Origin of the sequence: Streptomyces sp. NBC_00306 (assembly GCF_036169555.1) — a bacterium.
GTDB classification, from domain to species: Bacteria; Actinomycetota; Actinomycetes; order Streptomycetales; family Streptomycetaceae; genus Streptomyces; species Streptomyces achmelvichensis.
In genome coordinates, this window is record NZ_CP108032.1 from 1330207 (window position 1) to 1348192 (window position 17986).

The following is a 17986-nucleotide window of genomic DNA, read 5'->3' on the forward strand; positions in this document are numbered from 1 at the left end:
TGTCCTGTCCCCTGCGGGCAGGGGATCCGGTCAGGGGCGGCGGGCCGACGTCACCCGGTACACGTCGTAGACGCCCTCCACCCCGCGGACCGCCTTCAGCACGTGCCCGAGGTGCTTCGGGTCGCCCATCTCGAAGGTGAAGCGTGAGGTGGCCACCCGGTCACGGGAGGTCTGGACGGCGGCGGAGAGGATGTTGACGTGCTGGTCGGACAGCACCCGGGTGACGTCCGACAGCAGCCGGGACCGGTCCAGCGCCTCGACCTGGATGGCGACCAGGAAGACCGAGGACTGGGTGGGCGCCCACTCGACCTCGAGGATGCGCTCCGGCTCCTGGGACAGCGAGTCGACGTTGACGCAGTCCGCGCGGTGAACCGATACGCCGCTGCCGCGGGTGACGAAGCCGATGATCGGGTCGCCCGGCACGGGCGTACAGCACCGGGCGAGCTTGACCCACACGTCCTCGACGCCCTTGACGACCACGCCGGGGTCGGCGCTGGAGCGGCGCTTGGAGCGGCCGTGCGAGGGCGGGGTGCTCTCGGCGAGGTCCTCGTTCGCGGCCTCCTCGCCGCCGAGGGCCTGCACCAGCTTCTGCACGACGCCCTGCGCGGCGACATGGCCCTCGCCGATCGCCGCGTACAGCGACGAGATGTCGGGGTAGCGCATCTCGTGCGCGAGCGTGACGAGCGAGTCGCCGGTGAGGATGCGCTGGATCGGCAGGTTCTGCTTGCGCATGGCCCGCGCGATGGCGTCCTTGCCGTGCTCGATGGCCTCGTCGCGACGCTCCTTGGAGAACCACGCGCGGATCTTGTTGCGGGCCCGCGGTGACTTGACGAAGCCGAGCCAGTCGCGCGAGGGGCCCGCGCCTTCGGCCTTGGAGGTGAAGACCTCGACCAGATCGCCGTTGTCCAGAGTGGATTCGAGCGGTACGAGCCGCCCGTTGACCCGCGCGCCTATGGTGCGGTGGCCCACTTCCGTGTGCACGGCGTAGGCGAAGTCGACGGGTGTGGCGCCGGCCGGCAGCGCTATGACGTCGCCCTTCGGCGTGAAGACGAAGACCTCGTTGCGCGAGAGGTCGAAGCGCAGCGACTCCAGGAACTCCGAGGGGTCCTCGGTCTCCTTCTGCCAGTCCAGCAGCTGGCGCAGCCACGCCATGTCGTTGACGGCGTCGTCCTTGCCGGCCTTCTTCGGCACGTCGGTGCGCACCTTGGAGGCCCCGGCGGACGGCTCCTGCTTGTACTTCCAGTGCGCGGCGATGCCGTACTCGGCACGGCGGTGCATGTCGAACGTACGGATCTGGAGCTCGACGGGCTTGCCGTTGGGACCGATCACCGTGGTGTGCAGCGACTGGTACATGTTGAACTTCGGCATCGCGATGTAGTCCTTGAACCGGCCGGGGACCGGGTTCCATCGCGCATGGACGGTGCCGAGCGCCGCATAGCAGTCGCGGACGGTGTCGACGAGGACGCGGATGCCGACCAGGTCGTAGATCTCCGCGAAGTCCCGGCCGCGGACGATCATCTTCTGGTAGACGCTGTAGTAGTGCTTGGGCCGGCCGGTGACGGTGGCCTTGATGCGGGCGGCGCGCAGGTCGGACTGGACCTCGTCGGTCACTATGGCGAGGTACTCGTCGCGCTTGGGGGCGCGCTCGGCCACCAGCCGCACGATCTCGTCGTACATCTTGGGGTAGAGGATCGCGAAGGCGAGGTCCTCCAGCTCCCACTTGATGGTGTTCATGCCCAGCCGGTGGGCCAGGGGCGCATAGATCTCGAGGGTCTCGCGGGCCTTCTTCTCCTGCTTCTCCCGCTTGAGATAGCGCATCGTGCGCATGTTGTGCAGCCGGTCGGCCAGCTTGATGACCAGGACGCGCGGGTCCTTGGCCATGGCGACGACCATCTTGCGCACGGTCTCCGCCTGCGCGGCCTCGCCGAACTTGACCTTGTCCAGCTTGGTGACGCCGTCGACGAGGAGGGCGACCTGGTCGCCGAAGTCCCGGCGCAGGGTGTCCAGGCCGTACTCGGTGTCCTCGACGGTGTCGTGCAGCAGCCCGGCCATCAGGGTCGCCGGGTCCATGCCGAGCTCGGCGAGGATGGTGGTCACGGCGAGCGGATGCGTGATGTACGGGTCGCCGCTCTTGCGCTTCTGGCCCCGGTGCCAGCGCTCGGCGACCTGGTAGGCGCGCTCGATCTGGCGCAGCGTGGCGGTCTCGATCTTGGGGTCGTTGCTGCGCACGATCCGCAGCAGCGGCTCCAGAACGGGGTTGTACGGCGACGAGCGCTGCACACCGAGCCGGGCGAGACGCGCGCGTACCCGGTTCGAGGAGCCGGCGCTGCGCGGCACGGCGGCGGGTGTGGGCCTCGGGGCCGGGGCCGGGGTGGGAGCCGGGGGCTTGGGGGCGGGCGCGGGGGCCGCGCCGTTCGCACTCGCCGGGGTCTCACCGGTGGCGGCGCCCTTGGCCGGCGCAGGCCGGCGGACGTCGACCGGAGCGACACCCGTCCCGCTCCCCTCGGGCGCAGCAGGCTTCGCCTTCTTGTCGGCCGGCTGGGTCTCGGGCGTGACAGGGGCTGCCGCGGCCTGGTCGGCCTTCTGGTCGGGCTGCGCGGCGGCGGGCTGGGCCTCGTCTGGCAAGAGCGCTCCTCGTGCGGTTCCGGGTCCCCCGGTCAGGTCCGGAGAAGCCATGGTATCGACCTCGCTGTCCCGGTGCTCACGAGGCCGTGACAGACCGGTGGGCGCCCCGGGAGATCCCGGGACGCCCACGGACGGCCGTACGACTTCAGATGGTGATCAGGGACTCCAGTGGAGCTCCCCGCAGCGTGGGCTCCAGGCGGGCCCTGCCGCCGAGGAAACCCAGTTCCATCAGGACCGCGATGCCCGCGACCTCGGCCCCGCTGCGACGGATCAGTTCGACCGCCGCCCCCGCGGTGCCGCCGGTGGCGAGCACATCGTCGATGACCATCACACGGTCGCCCGTCTGCAGGTCCTCGGCGTGCACCTCGATCTCGGCGCTGCCGTACTCCAGCTCGTACGCCTGGGAGAGCGTCGCTCCGGGGAGCTTGCCCGCCTTGCGTACGGGGATGAAGCCCAGCCCCGCGCGGACCGCGACCGGGGCGCCGAGGATGAACCCCCGCGCCTCGAGTCCGACGACCTTGGTGGCCCCGTGCCGCGCGCACCCTTCGGCGAGCACGTCGGTGAGGGCCGTGAAGGCCTTCGGGTCCGCCAGCAGGGGCGTGATGTCCTTGAACACCACGCCCGGCTTCGGGTAGTCGGGTACGTCGCGGATACGGCTCAGCAGCAGCTCCTGCACGCCGTCGGTCATCGACGCCTGCCCGAGGGGCGGCCGCGGCCACGACCCCGAGGTCCGACGACGGCGCCCGCCGTCGCGGCGTCGCCCGGCACCTCGTCCGACGGCCCGTGGGGCTCCTCGGCCTGGTCCGGGGACTCGCCCTTGGCCGCGGCGGCCGCGCGCTTGGCGAGGACCCGCTTCTTCAGGGCCTTCATCTGCGGCTCGCGCTCCTTGAGGTCGGCGACGAGCGGCGTGGCGATGAAGATCGAGGAGTACGCACCGGCGGCGAGGCCGACGAAGAGCGAGAGCGAGATGTCGTTGAGCATGCCGGCGCCGAGGAAGCCGCCGCCGATGAAGAGCAGACCGGCGACCGGCAGCAGCGCGACGACCGTGGTGTTGATCGACCGCACCAGGGTGCCGTTGATCGAACGGTTGGCGATCTCGCTGTAGGTCCACCGGGTCTGCTTGGTGATGTCCTTCGTGCCTTCCTTGAGGCTGTCGAAGACGACCACGGTGTCGTACAGCGAGTAACCGAGGATGGTCAGCAGACCGATCACGGTGCCCGGGGTGACCTCGAATCCGACCAGGGCGTAGATGCCCACCGTGATCGTGATGTCGTGGATCAGCGCGATGAGGGCGGCGATGGCCATGCGCCACTCGAAGGCGATCGCCAGATAGATCACCACGAGGATCATGAAGACCCCGAGGCCGGTCCAGGCCTTGTTGGCGATCTGCTTGCCCCAGCTCGGGCCGACGAGCTCCTGGTCGATCTGGTTCTTGTTCATGTCCAGATCGGCGGCGAGCTTCGTGGCCACCGCGTCGGCCTGCTTGGTGTCCAGGTCGCTGACCTGGATACGCAGAGTGTCGTTGCCGAGCTGCTGGACGATGGCGTCATGGCCGGAGGCCGTTTCCGCGAACTCCTCGGCCTGCGCGACGGACACATTCGTCTTCGCGGTGTTGAAGACGGCACCGCCCTTGAACTCGATGCCCATGTTCAGACCCTGTACCGCCAGGCCGACGATGGCCGTGATGGTGATCAGGATCGAGAGGCCGTACCAGATCTTCCGCTTGCCGACGAAGTCGTAACCGACCTCGCCGCGGTAGAGCCTGGCGCCGATGTTGCCGAGACGCGACATCTCACGCCTCCTTCGGGTCGGTGGGGGCGGAGGTGCGACGCGTGCGGCGCAGCGGGGGCTTGGCACCGAGGCGCTTCGGGTCGAGCCCGGACCAGGAGCCGCCGGAGGAGAAGAACTTCGTGCGGGCGAGGAGCGTCATGACCGGCTTGGTGAAGAAGAACACCACGACCACGTCGAGCAGGGTGGTCAGACCGAGGGTGAACGCGAAGCCCTGGACCTTGCCGACGGTGACCACGAAGAGCACCGCGGCGGCGAGGAACGACACGAAGTCGGAGACCAGGATGGTGCGCCGGGCACGCGGCCAGGCACGCTCCACGGCGGGCCGCAGCGTACGGCCCTCGCGGATCTCGTCCCTTATGCGTTCGAAGTACACGATGAACGAGTCGGCGGTGATACCGATGGCAACGATCGCACCACACACCGCGGGCAGGTTCAGGGCGAACCCGATGGCCGGGCCGAGCAGGGCCATCAGCGAGTAGGTGAGGGCTGCCGAGACCAGGAGGCTGAGGATCGCCACCAGGGACAGACCGCGGTAGTAGACCACCAGGTAGATGATGACCAGCGCGAGGCCGATGGCACCGGCGATGAGGCCGGCCTGGAGCTGCTCGCCGCCGAGCGCCGCGCTGACGGTGGTGACGCTCTGCTCCTCGAAGCTGAGGGGCAGCGCACCGTAGGACAGGATGTTGCCGAGGTCCTGCGCCGACTGCTGGTCGAAGCTTCCGGAGATCTCGGCGTTGGCGCTGAGCGTCTGGTTGACCTGCGGGGCCGAGACGACCTCGCCGTCGAGGACGATCGCGAACTGGTTCTGCGGCGACTGCTGCTGCGAGAGCTTGCTGGTGATCGCCTGGAACTTCTTCGAGCCGGCGCTGGTGAAGTCCATCGTGACGATCCACATGCCGCGCTGCTGGTCCAGCTGGCCCTTGGCGTCGTCGACGTCCTTACCGCTCACCGCGGCGGGTCCGAGAACGTACTTCTCCCACTGCCCGGCGCTGTTCTTGCCACAGGCGACCGTGGGCTCCTCGGGCTTGACGCCCTCGCCCACGTTGCCGCGCTCGGTCTGGTCGAGGCAGTTGAGGTCGGTGAACTTCTTCTCCAGCGCGGCGGTGCCGGGCGGGGGCGGCGTCGCGGCCGGCTTCTCGGCGGCGGAGCCGCTGGGCTTCGGCGACGGGGCCTTCAGCCCGTCGGTGACGGCGCGGCCCTGCGTGGTGGCGCTGGGCGACGGGGAGGTCGCCTTGTCGGCGCCGCCCTTGTCCGTGGCCTTGTCCGGCGCGGAGGCGCTCGGACTGGGCTTGGGCTGCGGGGCGGTCGGCCCACCCGCGGCGACGGTCAGAACGGGCCGGAAGTAGAGCTGGGCGGTGGTACCGACCTGCTTACGGGCCTGCTCGGAGTTCGTCCCCTTCGGGATGTTGACGATGATGTTCTCGCGGCCCTGGGTCTGAACCTCGGCCTCCGAGACACCGAGACCATTGACACGGCGTTCGATGATCTCGACCGCGGTGTTCATGTTGGTCTCGTTGATCGCGCTTTCCTTGCCGGGCTCCGCCTTCGCGGCCAGCGTGATCGTCGTACCGCCGGCCAGGTCGATGCCCAGGCGAGGCGTGGTGTGCCCGGACCAGAACATCCCACCGGTCAGCGCGACCATGGCGATCAGGATCAGAGCGAGGACGCGCCCCGGCTTCCCCTGAGCCCCCGCGGGCCTTCGGCCCCTGTTCGGTGCTGCCACCTTCTCGTTTCTCCCTGTCCAACCGCCCCCGCGCCGGGTGTGCGCCGGGTCGGCCACGAAGTGTTGTGGGGACCTGCCCCCGCAGAAGTCAACACGACCCGGGGACCGCAGGGCACCGGTCGGTGCCTCCGCGATCCCCGATCATGACTACTTCTCGCCGTCGGCCTTGCCGTCCTTGGGCTCCGTGTCAGTGGCGTCGGCGTCGGCATCCTTGGCGCCGGCCTCGTCCGCCGCGTCCGCCTCGGGCTTCTTGCCGAGGTCGATCTTGGCGTCATCGGACTCGGTCGTGCCGGTCAGCGAGGACGCGTCGTCCGGCACGATCGGGTCGTCGATCCGAGCAGCGTCGTCGCCGTGCACGATGCGGTTGTACTCGTCGTCGTCGAGGACCGCGCCGATGGCGTTCTTCGCATACATGGCGTGGACGCCGGGAGCGACTTCGAGCAGCACGGCGTCGTCGTGCAGCTCCTTGACGGTGGCGTACATCCCCCCGATCGTCCGGACGCCGGTGCCGGGCTGCATCTGGTTGCGCATCTGCGCAGCAGCCTGCTGCTTCTTCTTGGCGGACCGGGTCATCAGGAACATGGCCCCGATGAGCACGATGAAGGGGAGGAGGGTCACGAGACTCACGGGAAGAAACTTCCTTCACACGACCGCACCGATGAGGCGGCCTTATCTACGGGGGTGGGTACGCCGACCTGGAAGGGCGGCATCGGCGGAGTCTAAGCGAGTCCGCATCAAAGGAACAACGCCCAGCATCGCACCGTGGTTCCTGCCCGGCGAGTATCCGCGCCGTCACGTCCCGAACAGCCCCGGTTGTCCGCTTGCACCGGGGGCCTGCTGCGGCGGAACGAGGCCGAGATGGGCCCAGGCGGCGGGGGTCGCGACCCGTCCGCGCGGGGTCCGGGCCAGCAGTCCCTCCCGTACGAGGAAGGGCTCGGCGACCTCCTCCACGGTCTCCCGCTCCTCCCCCACGGCCACCGCGAGCGTCGACAGGCCCACCGGGCCGCCGCCGAACAGCTTGAGCAGCGCCTGGAGGACCGCCCGGTCCAGACGGTCGAGGCCCCGGGCATCCACCTCGTACACCTTGAGTGCCGCGGCCGCGATGTCCCGGGTGATCAGTCCGTCCGCCTTGACCTGCGCGTAGTCGCGTACGCGGCGCAGCAGGCGGTTGGCGATGCGGGGCGTGCCACGGGAGCGGCCGGCGATCTCGGCGGCGCCGTCGGACTCGATCTCCAGGTCGAGGAGCTGGGCGGAGCGGTGGATGACGCGTTCCAGCTCGGTGGGGTCGTAGAACTCCATGTGCGCGGTGAAACCGAACCGGTCACGCAGCGGCGGGGGCAGCAGTCCGGCCCTGGTGGTGGCGCCGACCAGGGTGAACGGCGGCAGCTCCAGCGGGATGGCGGTGGCCCCGGGTCCCTTGCCGACGATGACGTCGACACGGAAGTCCTCCATGGCCATGTAGAGCATTTCCTCGGCGGGCCGGGACATCCGGTGGATCTCGTCGAGGAAGAGGACCTCGCCCTCCTGGAGGGAGGAGAGGATCGCCGCCAGGTCGCCGGCGTGCTGGATGGCGGGGCCCGAGGTGATGCGGATCGGGGCCTTCATCTCAGCGGCGATGATCATGGACAGGGTGGTCTTGCCGAGCCCGGGGGCACCGGAGAGCAGGACGTGGTCGGCGGTGGCGCCACGGGCGAGAGCGGCCTTGAGGACCAGGTCGAGCTGCTCGCGCACCCTCTCCTGGCCCACGAACTCGTCGAGGGACTTCGGCCGCAGCGCCGCCTCGACGGCCTGGTCCTCGCCGTCGGCGGAGGGGCCGACGAGCCGCCCGTCGGCGGCATAGGGCGCTTCGTCGGCGGGGGCCGGGGTGATGTCGTCCCAGTTCACTGCGGAGGTGCCTCACGAGGTCGTCGCGGCACTCGCGCCGCGGGGTGGTCGGGGTCGTCCGTCCCCGGGCGTGCCCTGCGGCACGGACGGGAGGGGCGGGGGCCGGCAGGCGCGCGGACGCGCCCACGGGTCATCTCGTGCGGTTCAGCGACTGGAGGGCGGCCTTGAGGAGCTGACCCACCACCGGCTCGCCCGCCGAGGCCTCGGCCTGCGGCGCGACCGCGGCCACCGCCTCGTCGGCCTCGCGGGTGGCATAGCCCAGTCCGATCAGCGCGCCGTGCAGCTGGTCGCGCCAGGAGGAGGAGACGGCCGTGCCGATGCCCTGCTTGCCGATGTGCGCGCCGAGCGGCTCCCCGAGGCGGTCCTTCAGCTCCAGCAGCAGCTTCTGCGCGCCCTTCTTGCCGATGCCGGGGACGGCGGTGAGCGCCTTCTCGTCGCCGGTCGCCACCGCCACCCGCAGGGCATCGGGGGTGTGCACGGCCAGCATCGCCTGGGCCAGTCGTGGGCCGACGCCGCTCGCCGTCTGGAGCAGTTCGAAGACCTGCCGCTCGTCGTCGTCGGCGAAGCCGTACAGCGTGAGCGAGTCCTCCCGGACGACGAGGGAGGTGGCGAGCTTGGCGTCCTGGCCGATGCGCAGCGCGGACAGGGTGTTGGGCGTGCACTGGAGGGCCATGCCGACGCCGCCGACCTCGATGACCGCGGTGGTGGGAGCGAGGGCGGCCACCGGGCCGCTGACAAAGGCGATCATGCGGTACGGCCTTTCGATGCGTGCAGGGCGACAGCCTGCTGCAGGCGGTTCTGCGCGGGTGCGCGCCAGATGTGACAGATGGCGAGGGCGAGGGCGTCCGCCGCGTCGGCGGGCTTCGGCGGGGCGTCGAGCCGCAGCAGGCGGGTGACCATGGCGCCCACCTGAGCCTTGTCGGCCCGGCCGCTGCCGGTGACGGCGGCCTTCACCTCGCTGGGAGTGTGCAGGACGACGGGGATACCCCGGCGGGACGCGCAGAGCATGGCGACGGCGCTGGCCTGGGCGGTGCCCATGACGGTGCGGACGTTGTGCTGGCTGAACACCCGCTCCACGGCGACCCGTTCGGGACGGTACTCGTCCAACCACTGCTCGATGCCCTGCTCGACGGCGACCAGGCGGTGGCCGAGCTCGGCGTCCGCGGGGGTGCGCACCACTCCGACGCCCAGCATGGTCAGCTGACGGCCCGCCACTCCCTCGACGACCCCCACACCGCACCGGGTCAGTCCCGGGTCCACCCCCAGCACACGCACGCCGTCCTCCTCCGTCCTCCCCCGGCGGCGCCGGGAGGTCCCCTGTTCGTGCAGGCTATCCGCCGGCACCGACAACGCGCCGGAACGCCGACGGGCCGACGGGTGTGTCCCGTCGGCCCGCCGTACGAAGCGGATCAGGCGTCGACCTTCTCCATGACCTCGTCCGAGACGTCGAAGTTGGCGAAGACGTTCTGCACGTCGTCGCTGTCCTCCAGCGCGTCGATCAGCTTGAAGATCTTGCGAGCGCCCTCTTCCTCCAGCTCGACCTGCATGGTCGGGACGAAGTTGGCCTCGGCCGAGTCGTAGTCGATTCCGGCCTCCTGGAGCGCGGTGCGCACCGCGACCAGGTCGGTGGCCTCGCTGAGGACCTCGAAGGACTCACCGAGGTCGTTGACCTCTTCGGCGCCCGCGTCCAGGACGGCGCCGAGGACGTCGTCCTCGCTCAGCTCGCCCTTGGGGACGATGACGACGCCCTTGCGGTTGAAGAGGTAGGAGACCGAGCCGGGGTCGGCCATCGAGCCGCCGTTGCGGGTCATGGCGACACGGACGTCGGAGGCCGCGCGGTTGCGGTTGTCGGTGAGGCACTCGATGAGCACCGCGACGCCGTTCGGCCCGTAGCCCTCGTACATGATCGTCTCGTAGTCGGCGCCGCCGGCCTCCAGGCCCGCGCCGCGCTTGACCGCGGAGTCGATGTTCTTGTTCGGGACCGAGCTCTTCTTGGCCTTCTGGATGGCGTCGAAGAGGGTGGGGTTGCCGTCGACGTCGGCACCGCCCGTACGGGCCGCAACCTCGATGTTCTTGATCAGCTTCGCGAAGAGCTTGCCGCGCTTGGCATCGATCACGGCCTTCTTGTGCTTCGTCGTAGCCCATTTAGAGTGGCCGGACATCTGCCTGTCTCCTTCGCGTAACCCATTGCTGCTGCGTTCGGCAGAGATCCTACCGGGACGGCGTCACCAGGCAGCGCGCACCATGTCCACAAACAGGCCGTGCACCCGGTGGTCTCCGGTGAGTTCGGGGTGGAAGGACGTCGCCAGCGCGTTGCCCTGGCGCACGGCGACGATGTGGCCGTCGTACTCCGCCAGCACCTCGACCTCGGCGCCCACCGACTCCACCCACGGAGCCCGGATGAAGACGCCCTCGACCGGTCCGTCCGCCACTCCCCGCAGATCCACGGACGCCTCGAACGACTCGTTCTGGCGGCCGAAGGCATTGCGGCGGACGATCATGTCGATGCCGCCGAGCGTCTCCTGGCCCGAGCGCGGGTCGAGGATCTTGTCGGCGAGCATGATCAGCCCGGCGCAGGTGCCGTACACGGGCATGCCGGAGCGCACCCGCTCGCGCAGCGGCTCGGTCATGCCGAAGAGCGCCGCGAGTTTGGACATGGTGGTGGACTCGCCGCCGGGGATGACGAGGCCGTCGACCTCGGCGAGTTCCTCGGGACGCCGCACCTGCCTGGCCACGGCATCCGCCGAGGCCAGGGCGATCAGGTGCTCCCGTACGTCGCCCTGGAGGGCCAGGACTCCGATGACCGGCGAAGTCATCACCAGCCTCGGTTGGCGTAGCGCTCGGCCTCGGGGAGGGTGTCGCAGTTGATGCCGACCATGGCCTCGCCCAGGTCGCGGGAGGAGTCCGCGATGATCTTCGGGTCGTCGTAGAAGGTGGTGGCCTTCACGATGGCGGCGGCGCGCTTGGCCGGGTCGCCGGACTTGAAGATGCCCGAGCCCACGAACACGCCCTCGGCGCCGAGCTGGCGCATGAGCGCGGCGTCGGCGGGGGTGGCCACACCGCCGGCCGAGAAGAGGACCACCGGCAGCTTGCCCAGCTCGGAGACCTCCTTGACCAGCTCGTAGGGGGCGCGGAGGTCCTTGGCTGCGGCGTAGAGCTCGTTGTTGTCGAAGCCGCGCAGCCGGGCGATCTCGTTCTTGATCTGGCGCAGGTGGCGGACGGCCTCGACGACGTTGCCGGTGCCGGCCTCGCCCTTCGAGCGGATCATGGCCGCGCCCTCGGCGATACGGCGCAGAGCCTCACCCAGGTTGGTGGCACCGCACACGAAGGGGGTGGTGAAGGCCCACTTGTCGGAGTGGTTGACCTCGTCGGCCGGGGTCAGCACCTCGGACTCGTCGATGTAGTCGACGCCGAGGGACTGGAGCACCTGGGCCTCGACGAAGTGGCCGATCCGCGACTTGGCCATGACGGGGATGGACACGGCCTCGATGATCTCTTCGATCATGTTCGGGTCGGACATCCGGGCCACGCCGCCGTCCTTGCGGATGTCGGCCGGAACGCGCTCCAGGGCCATGACGGCCACGGCTCCCGCGTCCTCGGCGATCTTCGCCTGCTCGGCGTTGACCACGTCCATGATCACGCCGCCCTTGAGCTGCTCGGCCATGCCGCGCTTGACGCGGGCGGTGCCGGTGGCCGGGGAGTCGGTGGACTGCGGGGTGCTGGGGAGCGTGCTGGACACGGAAGGGACCTCACTCGGTGACGACAGTCGATGCGTAACCGATGGAACCTTCACCGACCAGGCCACTGCAAGGGCCAATGAACAGCCGGTGGATCGTTTTCACCGCTGGAGTGAAGGGGAGGACCCCTTCGCGCCTGGATACGTGAGGTACCCGGCCCGGCTGGTAACCGCGCCACGGGTACACCGGACACCGCGTCCCGCCCGGGACGTCAGGTACCCGGCCGGTCCGCCAGCGCGACCGGAGCCTCGTCGTCCATCTCGAAGGCCAGCGGGAACGGCGCATGACCGGCCAGCCGGAACCAGCGGACCGTACGGTGACGGCGCAGGGCGCGTGCGGCACGCACCGCGTCGTTGTGGAACCGCCGTGCCATCGGGACCCGCCGCACGGCCTGCGCCAGCTCCAGCGTGGCGTCCTCGCCGCCCGGCACCTCACGCACCGCCTCGATCTGCACCGTCTCGGAGAAGACGGCCCGCAGTGCGGCGCTCAGCTCGCTCTCGGCGACCTCGCGCTGCTCCTCCTCGGCCTGGCGGGCGGCGTGCGCCGCCTCGTAGAGGACGATCGACGCGGCCGGGTCGAGCACTCCGGAGGTCGCCAGTTCCTGGGTGACCGAAGCGCGGCGTACGAGCTGGGCGTCGAGGGCGGCGCGGGCGGCGTCGATACGGGCGTGCAGCCGGTCCAGCCGTCCGGCGGTCCAGCTCAGATACAGGCCGATCAGGACGAGGCCGACGACGATCCAGATAAGGGTTGCGGTCACGGGCGGCAAGGCTACCGCCCCGGTCCGAGGGCTCCCGCGGCGCGTTCCGCGCCCGGGCGCCCGCCGTCACCGGAGCGTGGCGGCGGAGCCCTTCGGAGGCGGGCTCAGTCCCGCGCGAGGCCGAAACGGGCGCGGAAGCCGGGCCGTTCGTCCGCCGCCACGGAGGCGGCGCCGTCCGTCACCGTCTCGTAGACCGAGAGGATGTCCGCGCCGACCGTCGACCAGTCGAAGCGGCGTACGTGCTTGCTGCCCCGCTCCCGCAGCTCGGCCCGCCGCTCGGGGTCGCCGAGCAGCCGGACCGCGGCACTCGCCAGCGCGTCCGCGTCCTCGTTGGCGAACAGCTCGCCCGCCGATCCCTGGTCCAGCACCTGGGCGAAGGCGTCCAGGTCGCTGGCGAGCACCGGCGCGCCCGCCGACATGGCTTCGACGAGGATGATCCCGAAGCTCTCGCCGCCGGTGTTGGGCGCGATGTAGAGGTCGACGCTGCGCAGCAGCCGCGCCTTGTCCTCGTCGCTGACCATGCCGAGGAACTCGACGCGGTCGCGCATCTCCTTCGGCAGGGACGCGACGGCCTCGTCCTCGTCGCCCCGGCCCGCCACCAGGAGCCGGGTGTCCGGGCACTCGGCGAGGATCTTCGGCAGCGCCTTCATCAGCACCGGCAGGCCCTTGCGGGGCTCGTCGATACGCCCTATGAAGCCGATCGTGCCGCCGCGCCGCCCTCCGTCACCGCCGTCCGGGTCGCGCGCGCTGTCCGACTGCCACTCGGCCTTGGGCTCGGCGCCCTCGAAGAAGCCGACGTCCACGCCGTTGGGGATGACGACGGCGTCGCCGCCGAGGTGCTCGACGAGCGTCCTGCGGGCGTACTCACTGACCGCGATCCGGGCGTTGATCTTCTCCAGCGCGGGCTGGAGGATCGGATACGCGGCGATCATCGCCCGCGAACGCGGGTTCGAGGTGTGGAACGTCGCCACGATCGGCCCCTGCGCCGCCCAGCAGCTGAGCAGGCCCAGCGACGGCGACGCGGGCTCATGGATGTGGATGACGTCGAAGGTGCCGTCGTGCAGCCAGCGCCGCACCCGCGCCGCCGACAGGAAGCCGAAGTTCAGCCGGGCCACCGAGCCGTTGTACGGGACGGGCACGGCCCGGCCCGCGGAGACCACGTACGGCGGGAGCGGTGTCTCGTCGTCCGCCGGCGCCAGCACCGACACCTCGTGGCCGAGCCGGATCAGGTGTTCGGCCAGGTCCCTGATGTGGAATTGGACGCCGCCCGGTACGTCCCAGGAGTACGGGCAGACGATGCCGATCCTCACGTCCGCTCCTCCTGGGGCTCGAGATCGGCGAGCCACAGCCGCTGCAGCATGTGCCAGTCCTCCGGGTGGTCGGCGATGCCGGTGGCGTAGGCGTCGGCCAGTGCCTGTGTCATGGAGGACGTCTTCTCGGCCCGGGTCCCTGTCTCGGGTACGTCGATGGCCGGGTGAACGCGGCCGTACATCATCGGCGCGTCGCCGAACCAGAGCGTGGCCGGGAGGAGCAGGGCCCCGGTCTGCTGGGCGAGCATCGCCGGTCCCGCGGGCATCCGGGCCGTCTCGCCGAAGTACTTCACCTCGACGCCGTTGGCCGACAGGTCGCGGTCGGCCACCAGGCACACCACCCCTCCGGCCCGCAGCCGGCGGGCCAGGGTGCCGAACGCGGAGCCGCCGGCGTGCGGCAGGACCTCCATGCCGAGGCTCTCGCGGTAGGCCACGAAACGGTCGTACAGCGTCTCCGGCTTCAGCCGCTCGGCGACCGTGGTGAAGGGAACGCCCCGCGCCCGGGTGAGATAGACCCCGGCGAGGTCCCAGTTCGCCAGGTGCGGCAGGGCGAGGATCACCCCGCGGCCCGAGGCGGTGCCGTCCATCAGACGGTCGATGTCGTGGATCTCGACGCTTTCCCGGACGCGGTCGGCGCTCCAGGTGGGCAGACGGAAGGACTCCATCCAGTACCGCATGTAGGAGCGCATGCCGGCCTTCGACAGCTCGGCGAGGCGCGCCGGATCCGCGTCGGGGACGACGCGGGCCAGGTTGGACTCCAGCCGCAGCACGCTCTTGCCGCGGCGCTTCCAGGCGATGTCGGCGATGTTCCTGCCGAGCGCGGCGGCCGCCGGCTCGGGCAGCTTCTTGACGGTGCTCCAGCCCAGTCCGTAGAGCCCGTCGGTCAGCCGGTCCCGCATCACGTCGCCTCAGCCTCGCTTCCGTGCGCCGCGGCGTCGGCCTCCGCGGACTCCCGGCGCACCGTGACCACCCGCTGCCCCAGGGTCACCAGGCTGCCGACGGCCACGATCCACAGCGCGATCGGCAGCAGGATGTCGATGCCGGGCACGCCGAAGGCGTGGAGACCCGCGAGTCCCGCCGCGACCAGGGAGATCACCAGCCGCTCGGCGCGTTCGATCAGACCGTTCACGGCGACCGGCAGGCCGATCGATTCTCCACGTGCCTTGGTGTACGACACGACCTGGCCGCTCGCCAGACAGAAGATCGCCACGGCGCAGAGCACGTTGTCGTTGCCGCTGCCCGCGTACCAGAGCGCGAAGCCGCCGAAGATGGCGCTGTCGGCGACCCGGTCGAGGGTGGAGTCCAGAAAGGCTCCCCATCGGCTGGACACGCCGGCCTGGCGGGCCATGTTGCCGTCGACGAGGTCCGAGAACACGAACATCGTGATGACGATCGTGCCCCAGAAGAACTCTCCGCGCGGGAAGAAGACCAGCGCACCCGCCATCACTCCGGCCGTGCCGACGAGCGTCACCGCGTCGGGACTCACCCCTCGACGGAGCAGAAATGCGGCGAACGGTGTGAGGACACGCGTGAAGAATGCACGCGCGTACTTGTTCAGCATGGCCTTCCCGAGGGTCGGTGGCCGGGCGGCCCCATTGGCCACCGGCTGGCCCATCGTAGCCAGGACCGAAGCGCTCCACCGCCGCGCACCCACCCCGCACGGCGGCGTACGACGTATGGACGCATTGTGACCTGAGTGGAAAGCTCGAAAGACGACTGCGGGCACCGCCGGAGCTGCCCCTGGATGCCGTCCGGAGGCCACAGTCACGGCTTCGTACGCCCGCGGCCCCTCTCTCCTCACCGTGCAATCGATCGGGAGGCAAGAATCATGGGCGACAAGGCGAGTGGACACACCGGAGCCGCCGGCAGGGCGGCGACGGCCGACCGGCCCTCATCCGTACGGAACGTGGTGCTGGTCGGCCACAGCGGATCGGGAAAGACGACGTTGATCGAGGCTCTCGCGCTCACCGCGGGAGCGGTCAACCGGGCAGGAAGGGTGGAGGACGGCGGGACCGTCTCCGACTACGACGAGATCGAACACCGGCAGCAACGCTCCGTACAGCTGTCACTGGTCCCCGTCGAGTGGGGCGGGTACAAGATCAATCTCCTGGACACTCCCGGATACGCCGACTTCGTCGGGGAGCTCAGGGCCGGTCTGCGAGCCGCGGACGCGGCCCTTTTCGTTGTCTCGGCAGCCCAGGAACCCGAGGCGATCGCGGGCGCGACCCGCATGGTCTGGGAGGAGTGCGCCGCGGTGGGCATGCCGCGCGCCATCGTCGTCACCCACCTGGAGACGGCGCGGACCGGCTTCGAGGAGCTGACCCGGGTCTGCGGAGAGATCTTCGGCGGCGACGACCCCGACGCCGTACTGTCGCTGTACCTGCCGCAGTACGGGCCCCAGCACCCGGACGGCCACGCACCCGTCACCGGTCTGGTCGGGCTGCTGTCCCAGAAGATCTTCGACTACTCCTCCGGCGAGCGCAAAGAGACGCCACCGGACCCGGATCAGGCGCCGCTGCTTCAGGAGGCCCGCAACCGGCTCATCGAGGGGATCATCGCCGAGAGCGAGGACGAGACCCTGATGGACCGCTACCTCACGGGCGCGGACATCGACATCAAGACCCTCATCACCGATCTGGAGAAGGCCGTCGCACGCGGCATCTTCCACCCGGTCCTCGCCGCGGCCCCGGCGGCCGACGGGGCCAAGCAGGGTCTCGGCACGGTCGAGCTCCTCGAACTGATCACCGGCGGCTTCCCCACCCCGCTGGAGCCGCAGTCCCCGGTCGTCACCACGCCCTCGGGCGCACCCGGTCCGCAGATCAGCTGCGACCCCGACGGCCCGCTGGTGGCCGAGGTCGTCAAGACGGCGTCCGACCCGTATGTCGGCCGGCTCTCGCTCGTCCGGGTCTTCTCCGGCACCCTGCGGCCCGACGAGACAGTGCATGTGTCGGGGCACGGACTCGCCGACCGCGGACACGAGGACCACGACGTCGACGAACGCGTCGGCGCGCTCTCCGTGCCCTTCGGCAAGCAGCAGCGCCCGCTCGGTCATGTCTTCGCCGGAGACCTCGCCTGCGTCGCGAAGCTCTCCCGCGCGGAGACCGGCGACACGCTCTCGTCCAAGGACGATCCGCTGCTGATGGAGCCGTGGACGATGCCCGACCCGCTGCTGCCGCTGGCCATCCAGGCGCACAGCAAGGCGGACGAGGACAAGCTCTCCCAGGGCCTCTCGCGGCTGGTGGCCGAGGACCCGACGATGCGGCTGGAACAGAACCAGGCCACACACCAGGTCGTGCTGTGGTGTCTGGGCGAGGCGCACGCGGACGTGGCCCTGGAACGGCTGCGCAGCCGCTACGGCGTCCAGGTCGACGTCGTGCCGTACCAGGTGTCGCTGCGCGAGACGTTCGGCGGGAAGTCGACCGGGCGCGGGCGGCATGTGAAGCAGTCCGGCGGACACGGCCAGTACGCGATCTGCGAGATCGACGTGGAGCCCCTGCCGGCCGGTTCCGGCATCGAGTTCGTCGACAAGGTGGTGGGCGGCGCTGTCCCGCGGCAGTTCATCCCGTCCGTGGAGAAGGGAGTGCGCGCCCAGGCGGCGCGCGGCGTCGCCGCCGGATACCCGCTCGTCGACGTACGGATCACACTGCGGGACGGCAAGGCGCACTCGGTCGACTCCTCCGACGCCGCGTTCCAGACGGCCGGCGCGCTCGCGCTGCGCGAGGCCTCGTCGGACGTCCGCATCCATCTGCTGGAGCCGGTGGCCGAGGTGCAGGTGCTGGTGTCGGACGAGTACGTCGGCCCGGTGATGAGCGATCTGTCGGGACGGCGCGGGCGGGTCGTCGGCACCGAACAGACCAGCGGATCACGCACGTTGGTCCGGGCCGAGGTACCCGAGATCGAGATCGGGCGGTACGCCGTCGATCTGCGCTCGATCTCCCACGGCACGGGCCAGTTCTCCCGCGCGTACGCCCGGCATGAACCGATGCCCCAGCAGGTCGCCGACAAGATGCGTGGCCAGGGCGGGAACGGCTCATAGGCGAGGGTGCCGTCCGCCGGCGGCCGTGCGGCGGACGGCATCGGGCCGTCCTGTGACGAATGCCGTGCGCCCCCGATACGCTGAGCTGCGCAGCTCAGCAGGTGTGCGAGGCACGGTAGTTGG

16 protein-coding genes are annotated in these 17986 nt (G+C 70.4%); 1 reads left to right on the forward strand and 15 read right to left on the reverse strand.

The genetic code is table 11. The features are described 5' to 3' along the window. Window positions 1–30: 30 nt before the first annotated feature. The 15 genes from OHA05_RS05885 to pgsA form a co-directional block, all read right to left on the reverse strand. Entirely contained in the window at window positions 31–2625 is a 2595-nt protein-coding gene (locus OHA05_RS05885; RefSeq protein ID WP_313947455.1) for a RelA/SpoT family protein, read from the reverse strand. A gap of 145 nt (window positions 2626–2770) precedes the next feature. Beyond that, window positions 2771–3313 (reverse strand): adenine phosphoribosyltransferase, encoded by a 543-nt coding sequence (locus OHA05_RS05890; protein WP_313947454.1) that lies wholly within the window; start codon window positions 3311–3313, stop codon window positions 2771–2773. Next, window positions 3310–4416 carry a protein translocase subunit SecF gene (gene secF, locus OHA05_RS05895; RefSeq protein WP_313947453.1) on the reverse strand — a complete coding sequence of 369 codons (1107 nt, stop codon included), beginning with the start codon at window positions 4414–4416 and terminating at the stop codon, window positions 3310–3312. The genes OHA05_RS05890 and secF overlap by 4 nt, the downstream gene beginning before the upstream one ends. A 1-nt stretch (window position 4417) precedes the next feature. Next, a complete protein-coding gene (gene secD, locus OHA05_RS05900) occupies window positions 4418–6139 on the reverse strand; it encodes a protein translocase subunit SecD (RefSeq protein ID WP_313947452.1) in 1722 nt (573 codons plus the stop codon). 147 nt (window positions 6140–6286) lie between these two features. Then, window positions 6287–6766: a preprotein translocase subunit YajC gene (gene yajC / locus OHA05_RS05905; RefSeq protein ID WP_313947451.1), complete on the reverse strand. Its 480-nt coding sequence runs from the start codon at window positions 6764–6766 to the stop codon at window positions 6287–6289. A 165-nt stretch (window positions 6767–6931) separates the two neighbouring features. Beyond that, the gene (gene ruvB, locus OHA05_RS05910; RefSeq protein ID WP_313947450.1) at window positions 6932–8023 is read right to left on the reverse strand and encodes a Holliday junction branch migration DNA helicase RuvB; all 1092 of its coding nucleotides are present in this window, start codon (window positions 8021–8023) and stop codon (window positions 6932–6934) included. Between the two features lie 130 nt (window positions 8024–8153). Next, the gene (gene ruvA / locus OHA05_RS05915; protein WP_313947449.1) at window positions 8154–8771 is read right to left on the reverse strand and encodes a Holliday junction branch migration protein RuvA; all 618 of its coding nucleotides are present in this window, start codon (window positions 8769–8771) and stop codon (window positions 8154–8156) included. Next, window positions 8768–9298: a crossover junction endodeoxyribonuclease RuvC gene (ruvC, locus tag OHA05_RS05920; protein WP_313947448.1), complete on the reverse strand. Its 531-nt coding sequence runs from the start codon at window positions 9296–9298 to the stop codon at window positions 8768–8770. The genes ruvA and ruvC overlap by 4 nt, the downstream gene beginning before the upstream one ends. A gap of 134 nt (window positions 9299–9432) precedes the next feature. Next, window positions 9433–10185: a YebC/PmpR family DNA-binding transcriptional regulator gene (locus tag OHA05_RS05925; RefSeq protein WP_313947447.1), complete on the reverse strand. Its 753-nt coding sequence runs from the start codon at window positions 10183–10185 to the stop codon at window positions 9433–9435. Between the two features lie 63 nt (window positions 10186–10248). Continuing rightward, a complete protein-coding gene (gene pdxT, locus OHA05_RS05930; RefSeq protein WP_313947446.1) occupies window positions 10249–10839 on the reverse strand; it encodes a pyridoxal 5'-phosphate synthase glutaminase subunit PdxT in 591 nt (196 codons plus the stop codon). Further along, entirely contained in the window at window positions 10839–11762 is a 924-nt protein-coding gene (gene pdxS, locus OHA05_RS05935) for a pyridoxal 5'-phosphate synthase lyase subunit PdxS (protein WP_313947445.1), read from the reverse strand. The genes pdxT and pdxS overlap by 1 nt, the downstream gene beginning before the upstream one ends. Before the next feature lie 209 nt (window positions 11763–11971). Further along, window positions 11972–12517 (reverse strand): hypothetical protein, encoded by a 546-nt coding sequence (locus tag OHA05_RS05940; protein ID WP_327685200.1) that lies wholly within the window; start codon window positions 12515–12517, stop codon window positions 11972–11974. A gap of 104 nt (window positions 12518–12621) precedes the next feature. Next, a complete protein-coding gene (locus tag OHA05_RS05945) occupies window positions 12622–13827 on the reverse strand; it encodes a glycosyltransferase family 4 protein (protein ID WP_313947443.1) in 1206 nt (401 codons plus the stop codon). Continuing rightward, window positions 13824–14726 carry a phosphatidylinositol mannoside acyltransferase gene (locus OHA05_RS05950; protein WP_328860003.1) on the reverse strand — a complete coding sequence of 301 codons (903 nt, stop codon included), beginning with the start codon at window positions 14724–14726 and terminating at the stop codon, window positions 13824–13826. The genes OHA05_RS05945 and OHA05_RS05950 overlap by 4 nt, the downstream gene beginning before the upstream one ends. Continuing rightward, window positions 14726–15442, reverse strand: coding sequence for a phosphatidylinositol phosphate synthase (gene pgsA, locus OHA05_RS05955; RefSeq protein ID WP_313947441.1), 717 nt, complete (start codon window positions 15440–15442; stop codon window positions 14726–14728). Before pgsA ends, OHA05_RS05950 begins: the two co-directional genes overlap by 1 nt. Before the next feature lie 213 nt (window positions 15443–15655). Here pgsA and OHA05_RS05960 point away from each other — a divergent pair, with 213 nt between their 5' ends. Beyond that, window positions 15656–17863 carry an elongation factor G-like protein EF-G2 gene (locus OHA05_RS05960; RefSeq protein WP_328860004.1) on the forward strand — a complete coding sequence of 736 codons (2208 nt, stop codon included), beginning with the start codon at window positions 15656–15658 and terminating at the stop codon, window positions 17861–17863. Window positions 17864–17986 lie beyond the last annotated feature (123 nt).